Here is a 14,232-nt window from a genome sequence, read left to right on the forward strand (position 1 = left end):
TACCGATGAGCACCACCCCCGAGCCCGCACGCCGCATCCTGGTCACCGGAGCCTCCTCCGGCATCGGCGCGGCGGCCGTGCGCCACCTGCGTGCCGAGGGCTTCGACGTCGTCGCCGCGGCGCGTCGCGGCGACCGGCTCGAGACGCTGGCCGCCGAGACCGGTGCCGAGGCGTACGTCCTGGACGTGACCGACCAGTCCGCCGTCGACGGTCTCGTGTCGCACCTGGAGGCCACCGGGGGGCTGGACGGTGTGGTGAACAACGCCGGCGGGGCGTTCGGCCTCGACCCGGTCGAGGGCGCCGACCTGGACCAGTGGCAGCACATGTACGAGCTCAACGTGCTCGGCACCCTGCGCGTGACGAAGGGTGTGCTGCCGCTGCTGCGTGCGGCCGCCGAGCGCCGCGGGGGCGCCGACGGTCCGGGCGCCGACGTCGTCGTGGTGACCTCGACGGCGGCGCACGGCGCCTACGAGGGGGGCGCCGGGTACACCGCCGCCAAGCACGGCGAGCGGATGCTGTCCACGACGCTGCGCTGGGAGCTGGCCGGCGAGCCGGTCCGCGTGATCGAGATCGCGCCGGGTGCCGTCGAGACCGAGGAGTTCTCGCTCGTGCGGTTCGACGGGGACGCCGAGAAGGCCGCGGCCGTCTACGAAGGCTTCCAGCCCCTGCAGGCCGCCGACATCGCCGACGCGATCGGGTTCGCCCTGACGCGGCCGGCGTACGTCAACCTCGACCTGATGGTGATCCGTCCCCGCGCGCAGGTGCACAACACGAAGATCGCCCGCACCGGCGTCTGACCGTCCCGGGCGCGGCGTCAGGCCGGGACGCGTCCGCGCCCGGCGAACGCCACGACGGGCAGCACCAGCAGGGCGAGCAGGCCGCCACCGAGCGCGAGGGCGGCGTAGCTCGACGCCGCGACGACGAACCCGGAGCCGAGACCGCCCGCGGCGCCGGCCAACGCCACGGCCAGGTCCACGCCGCCCTGCGTGCGGGCGCGGGTGGCCAGCGGGACGGACGTGGTGAGCAGCGCCGTGCCCGAGACCAGGCCCAGGCTCCAGCCGAGGCCCAGCAGCCCCAGCCCGACGGCGAGCCCGGCCACGGACGACGGCGGCACGAACGCCGAGACCAGGCCGGCGGCCAGGAGCGTGGCGGCCGCGGCGACGGCGACCGGCACCGGGCCGTAGCGATCGGTGAGCCACCCCGACAGGGGCGAGGGCAGGTACATCATGCCGACGTGCACGGCGATGACGAATCCCGCCACGGCGACGGCGTGCCCGTGGTGGGCCATGTGCACCGGCGTCATGGTCATGATGGCCACCATGACGCCCTGGGTGAGCACCATGATGGTCCCGGCCAGGAGCACGGTGCGGCCGACCGCGCGGTCGGCCGCGGCGTTGCCCTGCGGCACGGCCGCGACCGCGGGGACCGGGCCCGCCGCCGTCGTCGTCGCGGGTGCCTCGGTCCGGGAGACGGCCGCGACCTGCTCGGCCGCGGCGTCCGCCCGGGCCTGCAGGAGCGGGTCCGGACGCAGCAGCGCCCACAGCACGAGCCCGGCCGCCGCGTAGGCGACGCCGCCCAGCAGGAACGGACCGGCCAGCGGGGGGGATGCCCCAACCGCCGACGAGCTCACCCGTGACACCGACGAGGTTGGGACCGGCGACCGCGCCGAGGGTCGTGGCCACCAGCACCGTGGAGACGGCGCGCCCTCGGTGTGCGGGGGTGGCCAGGTCGGCGCCCGCGTACCGGGCCTGGAGGTTCGTCGCCGTCCCGGCGCCGTAGACGGCGAACGCCACGAAGAGGAGCGTGACGTCGTCGAGCACCGCGGCCAGCACGACCCCCGCGGCGCCGACCGCGCCGGTCAGGTAGCCCGCGGCGAGGCCGGTCCGCCGGCCCCAGCGCTGCGAGAGCCGCCCGACGGCGAGCGCGGCGAGCGCGGACCCGGCCGTGAAGGCCGCGGCGGACAGCCCGGCGTACTGCGTGGCACCGAGCATCTCGGCGGTCAGCAGGGCGCCGACCGTGACACCGGCGGCCAGCCCCGCTCCGGAGAGCACCTGGGCGACGACGAGCACGACCAGGGTCCGGCGCTGGTGCGGAGACCCGGCCGGGTCCGCCGTCGGCGTCGGTTCGGGTCGCATCCGTGCTCCTCGCGGTCGTGGGGTGCCGCTCAGAGACTAGACCGACGGGAGCCAGATCCCGCCGGCAGCCTCGCAACGGGCAGGATCTCGAGGAAGCATGGCAGGGGTGCCGCGACCCCGTCCGTGTGTCACACCGGGAGCAGGGCCTGTGGCCACTTCTGTTCCTTCGCCTGCTCGACCGCCTGGTCGAAGGTGGACTTGACGTCGTCGAGGCCTGCCAGGGCTCGGGACACGGAGTCGGGTCGGGCCGTCAGGTCCCCGTACCCCTGACCGGTGAGCGGGAACCCGGACTCCTGGAGAAAATCGGACCCGTCCGGGTGTCGCCTCGTCAGGGCCTCGTCGCGTGCGGTCCAGAGGCTTCCCGTGTAGCGGCGAGTCATCTCCATGGAGAAGGCGACCTCCTCGGGCAGGCCGAGCAGGCGCACCCGGGCGGCTTCGGCCCGGCGGAGCCTGTTCAGCTCGCCGACGATCGCGCGGAGCCCGCTCTGCAGGCGTGCGATGTCCTGGACGTAGGGTTCCAGCGCCGATGCAGGAACGACGTAGTCGGGATCCTTGGCCAGCTCGGGGACGAAGGTCAGCCCGAGGTGCAGGTGCCAGAGCTTGCACAGCAGGGCGGCCCCTGCGCTGACCTCCTCGACCACCCACTTGCCCACCTCGGGGTAGTCGAGCGCGAACCACATGCAGTTGATGAACGAGCTGCCGTCGCTGATGTCGAGGGACGACTCGAGACGTGCGGCGATGTCCTTGGCCGTCTCGTCCGGGGACCCGCCGTGAGCACCGGCGTGACTGTCGGCGAACTGTCGACCGAACCATTCGACGGTCGCGCCGATCGTGACACCGCGTTCCCGCGAGTCCGACTTGTCGATGGCGTGCTCGATGCGCTGTGCGATCTGGGCCTCGCTCGGAGGTCGAGGTTGCTGGGCATCGTCGCCGGTGGGCCATCCCACCAGGCCCGAGATCAGGGTGGCGAGCGGCTGCAACGGACTGAGCGGAGTCAGGCTCAGGGTCGTCGCCGTTGCTCTGAACAGCGTCGCGGCGATCCACTGGAGATACTCCACCGCCTCGGGATCCCCGGCAGGACCAGGGCCTGGCCCCTCGGCACCACCGAAGTGCTCGGCCATCTGGTCGAAGCTGGTCTCGACGCACACCAGGCATTCCGACGGGCCGCCGTCGCGGAAGATGTAGCGGTGCTCGGCCCGGGGCCGGTACGGGCCGAACGTCGTCGCGCCCGTCATGTACAGCTGGTACTCGGAGCTTTCATAGAACGCCCGGTGCTCGGCGTCGTCCAGCGTGCGGACGTCGTGCCAGAATCCCACTCCCCAGTCGTCTCTCGCGTCGGGCTTGGCGGGATCACCCCGATCGATCATCGAGATCACGAACTTCTCAGGCTTTCCGCGTCGATTGGCTACCCAGTACATGAGGCTCCTCATTCCAGGAATATCGCGTCGTCGTCGCGTTCGACCGTAGGTGTGGCCCACATCCGTCGCCCGCCCGGTCAGCCGCGACGGCAAAAGATACGCATTCCGACGTACGCGGCGCTCACGGACGCATCAACGGCGGCATCGACGAGGGAAGGGTCGGCAGGGCGCCGGCGACGCGGCGACCGGAACCGGCTTGCGCGGATCGCTACGATGGACCCACAGGCGTCGACCCGGCCATCACCGGTGAGCCTCCGGAAGAACGGGCCCGTGCCTCGGCCCCAGTAGAACCGGACGGGCAGGCCCGTCACAGCCGTCAACGAGCGGCGGACCGGAAACGGTCCGCAAGCGGGGTGGTACCGCGGCCCGGGGACTCGCCACAGCGAGCGCCGACGTCGTCCTCGTGCAGCAGCACCGTCGTCGTACCGCCGTCCGCTCAGGAGCCCACCCATGGCCTACCCGTTGCACCGCTCGCCCCAGTCGTCCGCCGATGCCGGTGTCCCGGCCTCGCCGCAGCTCCCGGAGCTCGAGCGCGAGGTCCTGGCGTACTGGGAGGCCGACGACACCTTCCGCGCCTCCGTGGCCAAGAACGCGGCCGGGGAGAACGGCGAGAACGAGTTCGTCTTCTACGACGGCCCGCCGTTCGCCAACGGGCTGCCGCACTACGGCCACCTGCTGACCGGCTACGTCAAGGACGTCGTGCCGCGCTACCAGACGATGCGGGGCAAGCACGTCGAGCGGCGGTTCGGCTGGGACACCCACGGGCTGCCGGCCGAGCTGGAGGCGATGAGCCAGCTGGGGATCAAGACCAAGGACGAGATCCTCGAGCTGGGCATCGAGGCCTTCAACGACGCCTGCCGGTCCTCGGTGCTGAAGTACACCTCGGAGTGGCGCGAGTACGTCACCCGGCAGGCGCGCTGGGTCGACTTCACCGGCGACTACAAGACCTTCAACCCGGACTACATGGAGTCGGTCATGTGGGCCTTCTCCGAGCTGTACCGCAAGGGGCTCGTCTACGAGGACTTCCGCGTCCTGCCGTACTGCTGGAACGACCAGACGCCGCTGAGCAACCACGAGCTGCGCATGGACGACGACGTCTACCAGAACCGTCAGGACCCGGCGGTGACCGTGGGCCTCGACGTGACGTCGGTGCCCGACGGCGGTACCGACGTCGTGCGCACCGGCGACAAGCTGCTCGTGTGGACCACCACCCCCTGGACGCTGCCGTCGAACCTGCTCGTCATGGTCGGCGAGGACATCGACTACGTCGTCGTGGAGTCGGCGCACACCGGCACCACCGAGCGGTACGTCCTGGCCGAGGCCCGCCTGGACCACTACGCACGCGAGCTGGTCGACGACGGTCAGGAGGGGCCGCAGGTCGTCGGCCGACTGACAGGTGCCGACCTGCTCGAGGTCGCCTACGCGCCGCCGTTCTCCTACTACGCGGGCCGCGAGCGCGCGCACCGCGTGGTGGCCGCCGACTTCGTCACCACCACGGACGGCACCGGTCTGGTGCACTCCGCGGGCGCCTTCGGCGAGGACGACAAGATCGTCTGCGACCGCGAGGGCGTCGCGTCCGTCATGCCCGTCAAGGCCGACGGGACGTTCGTGCACCCTGTGGACGAGTACGCGGGGCTGCAGGTCTTCGACGCCAACGCCCCGATCATCGACCACCTCAAGGCCGCCACCCGCGGAGAGGCGGAGACGGGGTCGGTCACCGCGGGCACCGTGCTGCTGCGCCGCGAGTCCTACGACCACTCCTACCCGCACTGCTGGCGCTGCCGGCAGCCGCTGATGTACATGGGTGTGTCCTCCTGGTTCGTGGAGGTCACGAAGATCAAGGAGCGGATGCTCGAGCTGAACGAGCAGATCTCCTGGACGCCGGACCACATCCAGCACGGCCAGTTCGGCAAGTGGCTGGCCAACGCCCGCGACTGGTCCATCACCCGCAACCGGTTCTGGGGCTCGCCGGTGCCGGTGTGGGTCAGCGACGACCCGGCCTACCCGCGCACCGACGTCTACGGTTCCTTCGCCGAGCTGGAGCGCGACTTCGGGGAGCTGCCGCGCAACGCGGCGGGCGAGCCGGACCTGCACCGCCCGTTCGTCGACGACCTGACGCGCCCCAACCCCGACGACCCGACGGGCCGCTCCACCATGCGGCGCGTCGAGGACGTCCTGGACGTCTGGTTCGACTCCGGCTCCATGCCGTACGCCCAGGTGCACTATCCGTTCTCCAGCGCCGACTGGTTCGAGAACCACTACCCGGGCGACTTCATCGTCGAGTACATCGGCCAGACGCGCGGGTGGTTCTACACGCTGCACATCCTGGCCACCGCCCTGTTCGACCGCCCGGCGTTCCGCTCGGCGATCTCGCACGGGATCGTGCTGGGTTCCGACGGCCGCAAGATGAGCAAGTCGTTGCGCAACTACCCGGACGTCAACGAGGTCTTCGACCGCGACGGCTCCGACGCGATGCGCTGGTTCCTCATGGCCAGCCCGATCCTGCGCGGCGGCAACCTCGTGGTCACCTCCGACGGCATCCGTGACGCGGTGCGCCAGGTCCTGCTGCCGCTGTGGAGCACGTACTACTTCTTCACCCTGTACGCGAACAGCGCGAGCGGCAACGACGAGGACGGCTCGGGCTATCAGGCGGTGCCCGTGACGGCCGACCGCGTGGCCGGCCTGCCCGCGTTGGACCGCTACCTGCTGGCGCGCACCCACGACCTCGTCGGCACGGTCACTGCCCAGCTCGACGCCTACGACATCGCCGGGGCCTGCGAGACCGTCCGCGAGCACCTGGACGTGCTGACCAACTGGTACGTGCGCACCCAGCGGGACCGGTTCTGGGCCGAGGACGCCGACGCGTTCGACACCCTGTACACCGCGCTCGAGGTCCTGTGCCGTGTCATGGCCCCGCTCGCCCCGCTGCTGACCGAGGAGATCTGGCGCGGCCTGACCGGCGGACGCTCGGTGCACCTGGCCGACTGGCCGGCGGCGTCCGACACGGGCGCCCTGGTGGCCGACGACACGCTCGTCGCCGCCATGGACGAGGTGCGCGCCGTCGTCTCCTCCACCCTGGCGCTGCGCAAGGCGAACCGGCTGCGCGTCCGCCAGCCCCTGGCCCGGCTCACCGTGGCCGTGCCGGAGCCGGAGGCGCTCGCGGACTACGTGGGGCTGCTCACCGGTGAGCTCAACGTCAAGTCCGTCGACCTGGCGGTGGCCGACGCCGACGCGGCCGCGCGGTTCGGCATCACCGAGCGGCTCGCCGTCAACGCCCGGGCAGCCGGTCCGCGGCTGGGCCGTGGCGTGCAGGGCGTCATCAAGGCGGCGAGGTCGGGCGCGTGGCGGCGCGGGGACGACGGCGCGGTGGTCGTGACCACCGACGACGGCGACGTGCCGCTGCTCGAGCCCGAGTACGAGCTGACCACCGTGGTCGGCGACGCGGCGGGCGAGGAGGTCGCGGCGTCGGTGCTGCCCGGTGGCGGGTTCGTCGTGCTGGACCTGGCGCTCGACGACGCGCTGCGCGCCGAGGGCTACGCCCGCGACGTCGTGCGCGACGTCCAGGACGCCCGCAAGGCCGCCGGGCTCGAGGTGAGTGACCGTATCGCGCTGGAGCTGGACGTCCCGTCGGCGCACGTGGCCGACGTCGAGGCGTACCGGGACCTGGTGCGGCGTGAGACGCTCGCGGCGTCGCTGACGGTGACCGGCGTCGACGGCGGCGAGCGCGCGGTGCGCGTGGCGAAGGAGGACGCATGAGCGAGGCACGCGACAAGAAGGCCCGGGCCGCGGAGCGGAAGGCCGCCCGCGCGGCGGCCGACGACGCGGCGGCGCGCGAGGACCTGGAGCGGGTGTACGCGCACATCGTCTCCCGCGCCCCGGAGCACGACGTCGAGCCGACCCTGGACGACCGCGTCGGCCGGCTCCTGGAGCTGCTGGGCGACCCGCAGCACACGTTCCGGGTCGTCCACCTCACGGGCACCAACGGCAAGACGTCCACAGCCCGGATGACCGAACGGCTGGTGCGTGAGCACGGGCTGCGGACCGGGCTGTTCACCTCGCCCCACCTGACGAGCGTCACCGAGCGCATCTGCGTGGACGGTGAACCGCTGGACGCAGCGCGGTTCGTGGAGGTGTGGCAGGACGTCCACCCCTACGTCCAGGTCGTCGACGCCGAGCTGGAGGCGGCGGGCAAGTCGCCGCTGCACTTCTTCGAGGTGCTCACGGCGCTGGCCTTCGCGGCGTTCGCCGACGCCCCGGTCGACGTCGCGGTGCTCGAGGTCGGCATGGGCGGCACCTGGGACTGCACCAACACCGCGGACGGTGAGGTCGCGGTCATCACCCCGGTGGGCGTGGACCACGAGAGGTGGCTCGGTTCCACCCCGGCCCAGATCGCCGCGGTCAAGGCGGGGATCATCAAGCCGGGGGCGACGGCGGTCAGCGCCGCGCAACGCCCGGAGGTCGACGAGGTGCTCGCCGAACGGGTCGCCGAGGTCGGCGCGCGGATGCTGCGCGAGGACGTCGAGCTCGAGGTCGTCGACCGCCAGGTCGCCGTCGGGGGGCAGCTCGTCTCCCTGCGCACCCCGGCCGCCGTCTACACCGACATCCTGGTGCCGCTGCACGGCGCACACCAGGCGCACAACGCCCTGCTGGCCCTGGCCGCCGTCGAGCAGCTCCTGGGCGGCCGGGCGCTGGACGGGGGAGTGGTGGAGACGGCGTTCGCCGACGTCGCGGTACCGGGACGGCTCGAGCTGGTGCGGTCCAGCCCCACCGTCCTGGTCGACGCCGCACACAACCCCCACGGTGCCGAGGCCCTGGTGGAAGCCCTGGACGAGGCGTTCTCCCTGCGCGCCGTGGTGGGTGTGGTGGCGCTCATGGCGGACAAGGACGCCGAAGGGCTGCTCGCGGCGCTCGAGCCGGGGCTGTCCGAGATCGTCCTGACGCGCAACTCCTCGGAGCGTTCCGCCGACCCGTTCGCGGTGGCCGAGGTGGCCCGGGAGATCTTCGGTGAGGACCGGGTGCACGTCGCCGAGCGGCTGGACGCCGCCCTGCAGGTCGCCACCGACCTGGCGGAGGCGGACGACGTCGTCGGCGTGGGCACCGGGACGGGCGTCGTCGTGACCGGTTCCGTCATCACGGTGGCCGACGCGCGCATCCTGCTCGGCCGCGGCTGATCCGGGGCCCGGCGGTCCGGGCGTCGGGACGACCCCCGTGAATTCTGCGACGGTCGGTCCGGGGGTGTTGGATAGGTCACAGGACCACCCGAGGAGGCGCGCCACCATGAAGAAGCTGCTGGACGACCCGGCGGAGGCCGTGACCGATTCACTCCGGGGCTTCGCCCTGGCCCACGCCGACCTGGTGTCGGTGCACGACTCACCGTTGTTCGTGCACCGGGCCGACGACCGTCCGCCCGGCCGGGTCGCCGTCATCAGCGGGGGCGGCTCGGGGCACGAGCCGCTGCACGTCGGGTTCGTCGGGCACGGCATGCTCGACGCCGCGGTGCCGGGGCAGGTCTTCACCTCGCCGACGCCGGACCAGGTGACGGCCGCGGTGCTGCAGGCCGCCAACGGGGCCGGCGTGCTCGCGCTGGTCAAGAACTACACCGGCGACGTGCTGAACTTCGAGGCCGGCCTGGAGCTGGCGGACGCGGAGGGGATCGAGGTGAGCAGCGTCCTGGTCGACGACGACGTCGCGGTCGAGGACTCGCAGTTCACCGCCGGTCGGCGCGGCGTCGCCGGGACCCTGCCGGTGGAGAAGATCGCCGGTGCGGCGGCGGCCCGTGGCGACTCGCTCGCGGCCGTGACCGAGCTCGCCCGGCGGACCGTCTCCCGCGTGCGCTCGATGGGGGTGGCGCTGACCGCCTGCACGGTGCCGCACGTCGGCCGCCCGAGCTTCGACCTGGCGGAGAACGAGGTCGAGATCGGCATCGGCATCCACGGGGAGCCGGGACGCCACCGGGTCGAGGCCTCGGGGGCGAGCGACATCACCCGGCGGCTGGTGGAGCCGGTGATCGCCGACTTCGAGAGCCTGGCGGGTGAGCAGGTGCTGCTGTTCGTCAACGGGATGGGCGGCACGCCGCTGAGCGAGCTCTACGTGGTGTACGCCCACGCGCGCGGCCTCCTGGAGGACGCCGGCGCGCAGGTCACGCGCTCGCTCGTGGGCAGCTATGTCACGTCGCTCGAGATGCAGGGTGCCTCGGTGACGGTCCTGCGGCTGGACGACGAGCTGACCGAGCTGTGGGACGCGCCGGTCCGGACCCCGGCGCTGACGTGGTGACGGCGCTCGACGCCGCCTGGGCCGAGCGCTGGGTGCGGACCGCCGCCGCGGAGGTCACCGCGCACCGGGACGAGCTGACCGAGCTCGACCGGCTGATCGGCGACGGCGACCACGGGGTGAACATGGACCGCGGGTTCAGCGCGGTGGTGGCGCGTCTCGACGATCCGGAGGCGCCGCCGCGCGAGACCGTCGGCCAGGTCCTCCACCTCGTCGCGGCCACGCTGATGTCCACCGTGGGCGGCGCGTCGGGGCCGCTGTACGGCACGGCGTTCCTGCGGGCCTCGAAGGTCACCGACCGGGCGGGGCTGGATGCCGCGGGTGTCGTGTCGCTGATGGAGGCGGCCGCCGAGGGGATCGTGACCCGCGGGCACGCCGGGCCCGGCGACAAGACGATGGTCGACGCCTGGCAGCCGGCGGTCGAGGCCGCCCAGCGGGCCGAGGCGGACGGGGACCCGGCGCAGGTGCTGCGCGCGGCGGCGACGGCGGCGTCCGACGGTGCGCGGGCGACGATCCCCTGGGTGGCCACGAAGGGTCGCGCGTCCTACCTGGGGGAGCGCAGCGCGGGCACGGAGGACCCGGGCGCGCGGTCCACGGCGATCCTGCTGGCCGCCGCGGCGGCCGCGGCGGGCCCGGCATCGTGAGGGCGGGGGTGCCGTGGGCGTGAGCGTGGGTCTGGTGCTCGTGTCCCACTCCGCGTCGTTGGCGCAGGGCACCGCCGAGCTGGCGGCCCAGATGGCGCCGGACGTGGTCGTGCGCTGTGCGGGCGGCGACGCCGACGGCGGGCTGGGGACCTCGCTGGAGAAGGTGCAGGAGGCCGTGACCGGGGTGCTGTCCGAGGCCGACGGCGCGGTGGTGCTCGCCGACCTCGGGTCGGCGGTGCTGGTGGTGGAGTCGGTGTTCGAGCTGGAACCCGACCTGGCGCGCCGTGCTCGGCTCGTCTCGGCCCCGTTCGTGGAGGGCGCGGTCGCGGCGGCCGTCACCGCCCAGCAGGGGGCGGACCGGGACGCGGTGGCGGAGTCCGCCGAGGGTGCGGTGGGTTCGATCGGTCCGACGCCGGTGATCGAGCTGGTCGAGGCGGCCACGGCGGACAGCCCGCCGGTGTCCTCCACCACCGCGACGGGCGAGGTGGTGCCGCCACCGGGTGCGCCGTCGTCGGACGCCGCGGACGAGGCGAGCGCGCGGGTGCGCATCCGCAACGAGCTGGGGCTGCACGCCCGTCCGGCGGCCGTCCTGGCGCGCACGGTGGCCGGCCTGGACGTGCCCGTGACGATCGACGGGGCCGACGCCCGCAGCGTGCTGGCCCTGATGTCGCTGGGCACCGTGGCGGGGCAGACGGTGACGGTGACGGCCCGGGGGGACGACGCCGCGGGGGCGGTCGCCGTCGTCGTGGGCCTGATCGAGGGCGGGTTCGGCGAGGCGTGACGCGCGTCACCGAATTTCTGCGTTGACTGCATTATTGCAGTGAGTGCATGATTGGCGGGTGATGACGGAACCGGGCCTGCGCGAGCGCAAGAAGCGGGCGCGCACCGGTGCCATCGTGGACGCGGCGCAGCGGCTCGTGCGCGACCGCGGGCTCGACGCCGTCACCGTCGAGGGGATCGCCGAGGCCGCCGGCATCTCGCCGCGCACGTTCTTCAACTACTTCGACACCAAGGACGACGCGGTGCTCGGCCAGCAGTCGCTCGACGTGGACGACGACGCCGTGACGGCCTTCGTCGCCGGTGGTCCCACCGGCCGTCTGCTCGACGACGTCGAGGTCCTGGCCACGCAGATGCTCGCCACGATGGCCGGGTCCCACGACCGCGCCCGCCGGGCGTTCGCCCTGATGGAGGCCGAACCGCGCCTGCTCACCCGGCACGTCGCCTGGCTCGAGGAGCACCGCGCGGACCTCGCCGGGCTCTTCGCGCGGCGTGCCGAGCGAGCGCCGGCGGCGGTGGACCCCGACTTCGGCTCGATGGTGCTGTTCCTCGTCCTGCGGGCCGCCGGTGACGGGTGGGAACGCTCCGGGCGGGCCGGCGAGCTCACCGACCACGTGGGCCCCGCCGTCGCCGCGCTGCGGGCGGTCGCCCGCACCTGAACGCCCTGCGCCGGAGCGCCGCCCACCGGAACGACCGGCAGCGAGCCGGCCCGCACCGAGCCGGCGCGCCGCCGGTACGCCGTACGACCCTGACCCCTCCCGCACGACATCGAGGTTCTTCCCATGGCCCACGCGCCCACCGCCCCGGCGCCGGACAAGCCGCTCGTCGTCCTGACGAAGCGCACGATCTGGCTCATCTTCGGCGCCCTCATGGCGGCGATGTTCCTGTCCTCGCTCGACCAGACGATCGTCGGCACCGCGATGCCGACCATCGTGGGCGAGCTCCACGGCGTCGCCCACCAGGGGTGGGTCATCACGGCCTACATCCTGGCCGTCGCCGTCGGCATGCCGCTGTACGGCAAGTTCGGTGACCTGTACGGCCGCCGCTGGCCGTTCCTCGTCGCCATCGGGCTGTTCACCCTCGCCTCCGCCGGCGCCGGGATGGCGGACTCGATGCTGGCCCTCGTCCTGTGGCGGGCCGTCCAGGGCCTGGGCGGCGGCGGGCTGATGATCCTGTCGCAGTCGATCATCGCGGACATCGTCCCGGCCTCCGAGCGCGGCAAGTACATGGGTCCGCTCGGTGCGCTGTTCGGCATCTCCGCCGTCCTCGGCCCGCTCCTGGGCGGCTGGTTCACCGAGGGGCCCGGCTGGCGCTGGGCGTTCTGGCTCAACGTCCCCATCGGCCTGGCCGCGTTCGCCATCGCCTGGTTCGCGCTCAAGCTGCCCTCCCACCGCTCGTCGCGTCCGGTGGACCGGGCCGGCATCGTCACCATGGCGACGGCGACCACCGGCATCGTGCTCCTGACCAGCTGGGAGTCGCTCGCCTCGGACGGGTACGACTGGTCCGACTGGCGCCTGTCCGGGCTGGCCGTGCTCACTCTCGCCGCGATCGCCGCGTTCGTCGTCGTCGAGTCGCGCGCCACGGAGCCGCTGCTGCCGCTGCGCCTGTTCAAGAACCGCACGTTCACCCTGTCCACGCTCATCGGCCTGGTGCTGGGCATGGGCATGTTCTCCGCCATGGCCATGCTGCCCACGTTCCTGCAGATGTCCACCGGGGCCGGCATCACCGAGTCCGGGTGGCTGATGCTGCCGATGATGGCGGGCATGATGCTGACCTCCATCGGGTCCGGCCTGGCGATCGCCCGGACCGGCCGGTACAAGGTCTTCCCCGTGGCCGGACTGATCCTCGTCGGCCTGGCGATGGTCTGGCTCACGACGCTGTCCGGCGACATGTCGATGTGGACCTTCGGGGCGATGATCTTCGCCCTGGGCGCCGGCATGGGGCTGGTCATGCAGGTGGTGGTCCTGGCCGTGCAGAACGCGGTGGACCCCCACGAGCTCGGCACCGCCACCAGCGCCAACAACTTCTTCCGGGAGATCGGTGCCGCCGTGGGCTCGGCACTGTTCACCACGATCTTCACCACCCGGCTCACGGACAACCTCGCCGACGTGTTCGGCGGGGCGCCCGGGGCCGGGGACGGCGAGGCCAGCCTGACGCCGTCCGCGGTGCAGGCCCTGCCCGAGCCGGTGCGGACCGGTGTGATCGACGCCTACGCGGACTCCCTGGCGCCGTCGTTCTGGTACCTCGTCCCCCTCGTGGTCCTCGGGCTCGTCCTGGCGCTCTTCCTGCCGGTCCTGAAGCTCTCCGACGTCGCCGGCATGGTGGCGCGCGGCGAGGCCGTCAACGACCCGAGCGAGCTGCCGGGTGCCCGGGCGGCCGGCGCTGCCGCGGCATCGGCGTCGACGGCGCACCCGACGTCCGGTCCGGACGCCGACCCGACGCTCGACCCGGCAGTCGACCCGACACCGGCGGGCGACCGCGCGCCGGATACCCTGGGACGGTGAGCAAGAAGGACGACCGGCCCCGCCCCGGCGACAGGATCGCGCCCCGCAAGCCCGCCAAGGTGCAGTTCGCCTCGACGATGCTGCAGATCGAGGCGTTCGTGGTGCTCTTCGCCGGCCTGGCCCTGTACGGGCTGCGCGACTCCCGGTACGAGCGCGGGCTGCTGATGCTCGACTCGACCACCGCGACGTGGGTCGTGGTCGGCGTGCTCTTCGTGGTGCTGATCGTGCTGTCGCGCCTGGTCGGCCGCCCCGGCGGGTACCTCGCCGGGTCGGTCGCCCAGGTGCCGGTGCTGGCCCTGGGCCTCCTGCTGCCGATGATGTTCCTCGTCTCGGGGATCTTCGTGATCCTGTGGGTCGTGGCGCTGCGCCTCGGCGGGCGGATCGACGCCGAGCGCGCCGCCTACGACGCCGAGCACCCCGAGACGGCCCCGAACCTGTAGCCCCGGTCGGGCCGGCCCCAGGACGGGCGAGGCTGTTCGGCCCG

Annotated in this window: 11 protein-coding genes and 1 pseudogene; 9 read left to right on the forward strand and 3 right to left on the reverse strand. The window is 72.9% G+C overall.

Annotated features, from left to right (window positions below):
* Positions 1 to 5: 5 nt before the first annotated feature.
* Entirely contained in the window at positions 6 to 797 is a 792-nt protein-coding gene (locus tag ACIQLL_RS12825; RefSeq protein WP_402467686.1) for an SDR family oxidoreductase, read from the forward strand.
* Positions 798 to 814: 17 nt separating this feature from the next.
* On the opposite strand, the gene ACIQLL_RS12830 is transcribed toward ACIQLL_RS12825, so the two are convergent.
* The 3 genes and pseudogenes from ACIQLL_RS12830 to ACIQLL_RS12840 form a co-directional block, all read right to left on the reverse strand.
* Positions 815 to 1,630: an MFS transporter gene (locus tag ACIQLL_RS12830; protein WP_402467689.1), complete on the reverse strand. Its 816-nt coding sequence runs from the start codon at positions 1,628 to 1,630 to the stop codon at positions 815 to 817.
* Between the two features lie 7 nt (positions 1,631 to 1,637).
* Positions 1,638 to 2,135: pseudogene (locus tag ACIQLL_RS12835) on the reverse strand (MFS transporter); the annotation flags it as partial.
* 128 nt (positions 2,136 to 2,263) lie between these two features.
* Positions 2,264 to 3,646: a hypothetical protein gene (locus ACIQLL_RS12840; protein ID WP_402467691.1), complete on the reverse strand. Its 1,383-nt coding sequence runs from the start codon at positions 3,644 to 3,646 to the stop codon at positions 2,264 to 2,266.
* A 357-nt stretch (positions 3,647 to 4,003) separates the two neighbouring features.
* Here ACIQLL_RS12840 and ileS point away from each other — a divergent pair, with 357 nt between their 5' ends.
* The 8 genes from ileS to ACIQLL_RS12880 all read left to right on the forward strand — a co-directional run bounded on the left by ileS (position 4,004) and on the right by ACIQLL_RS12880 (position 14,188).
* The gene (gene ileS, locus ACIQLL_RS12845) at positions 4,004 to 7,309 is read left to right on the forward strand and encodes an isoleucine--tRNA ligase (RefSeq protein WP_402467694.1); all 3,306 of its coding nucleotides are present in this window, start codon (positions 4,004 to 4,006) and stop codon (positions 7,307 to 7,309) included.
* Positions 7,306 to 8,724, forward strand: a complete 1,419-nt coding sequence (locus ACIQLL_RS12850) for a bifunctional folylpolyglutamate synthase/dihydrofolate synthase (protein WP_402467697.1) — start codon at positions 7,306 to 7,308, stop codon at positions 8,722 to 8,724. Before ileS ends, ACIQLL_RS12850 begins: the two co-directional genes overlap by 4 nt.
* 106 nt (positions 8,725 to 8,830) lie before the next feature.
* Positions 8,831 to 9,826 (forward strand): dihydroxyacetone kinase subunit DhaK, encoded by a 996-nt coding sequence (gene dhaK / locus ACIQLL_RS12855; protein ID WP_402467700.1) that lies wholly within the window; start codon positions 8,831 to 8,833, stop codon positions 9,824 to 9,826.
* Positions 9,823 to 10,467, forward strand: a complete 645-nt coding sequence (gene dhaL, locus ACIQLL_RS12860) for a dihydroxyacetone kinase subunit DhaL (protein WP_402467703.1) — start codon at positions 9,823 to 9,825, stop codon at positions 10,465 to 10,467. Before dhaK ends, dhaL begins: the two co-directional genes overlap by 4 nt.
* 19 nt (positions 10,468 to 10,486) lie before the next feature.
* Entirely contained in the window at positions 10,487 to 11,248 is a 762-nt protein-coding gene (dhaM, locus tag ACIQLL_RS12865) for a dihydroxyacetone kinase phosphoryl donor subunit DhaM (RefSeq protein WP_402467706.1), read from the forward strand.
* Between the two features lie 61 nt (positions 11,249 to 11,309).
* Positions 11,310 to 11,903, forward strand: coding sequence for a TetR/AcrR family transcriptional regulator (locus ACIQLL_RS12870; protein WP_402468127.1), 594 nt, complete (start codon positions 11,310 to 11,312; stop codon positions 11,901 to 11,903).
* 123 nt (positions 11,904 to 12,026) lie between these two features.
* Positions 12,027 to 13,748, forward strand: coding sequence for an MDR family MFS transporter (locus ACIQLL_RS12875; protein WP_402467708.1), 1,722 nt, complete (start codon positions 12,027 to 12,029; stop codon positions 13,746 to 13,748).
* Positions 13,745 to 14,188, forward strand: coding sequence for a DUF4233 domain-containing protein (locus ACIQLL_RS12880; RefSeq protein WP_402467711.1), 444 nt, complete (start codon positions 13,745 to 13,747; stop codon positions 14,186 to 14,188). Before ACIQLL_RS12875 ends, ACIQLL_RS12880 begins: the two co-directional genes overlap by 4 nt.
* Positions 14,189 to 14,232: the final 44 nt, after the last annotated feature.

It is taken from the genome of Isoptericola aurantiacus (genome assembly GCF_044769875.1).
Taxonomy (GTDB): domain Bacteria; phylum Actinomycetota; class Actinomycetes; order Actinomycetales; family Cellulomonadaceae; genus Isoptericola; species Isoptericola aurantiacus.

Bases quoted from the DNA above. Each gene is read 5' to 3' on its own strand.
- dhaK (WP_402467700.1), top strand. From the start codon at position 8,831: ATGAAGAAGCTGCTGGACGACCCGGCGGAGGCCGTGACCGATTCACTC.
- ACIQLL_RS12850 (WP_402467697.1), top strand. From the start codon at position 7,306: ATGAGCGAGGCACGCGACAAGAAGGCCCGGGCCGCGGAGCGGAAGGCC.
- ileS (WP_402467694.1), top strand. From the start codon at position 4,004: ATGGCCTACCCGTTGCACCGCTCGCCCCAGTCGTCCGCCGATGCCGGT.
- ACIQLL_RS12825 (WP_402467686.1), top strand. From the start codon at position 6: ATGAGCACCACCCCCGAGCCCGCACGCCGCATCCTGGTCACCGGAGCC.
- ACIQLL_RS12875 (WP_402467708.1), top strand. From the start codon at position 12,027: ATGGCCCACGCGCCCACCGCCCCGGCGCCGGACAAGCCGCTCGTCGTC.
- ACIQLL_RS12870 (WP_402468127.1), top strand. From the start codon at position 11,310: ATGACGGAACCGGGCCTGCGCGAGCGCAAGAAGCGGGCGCGCACCGGT.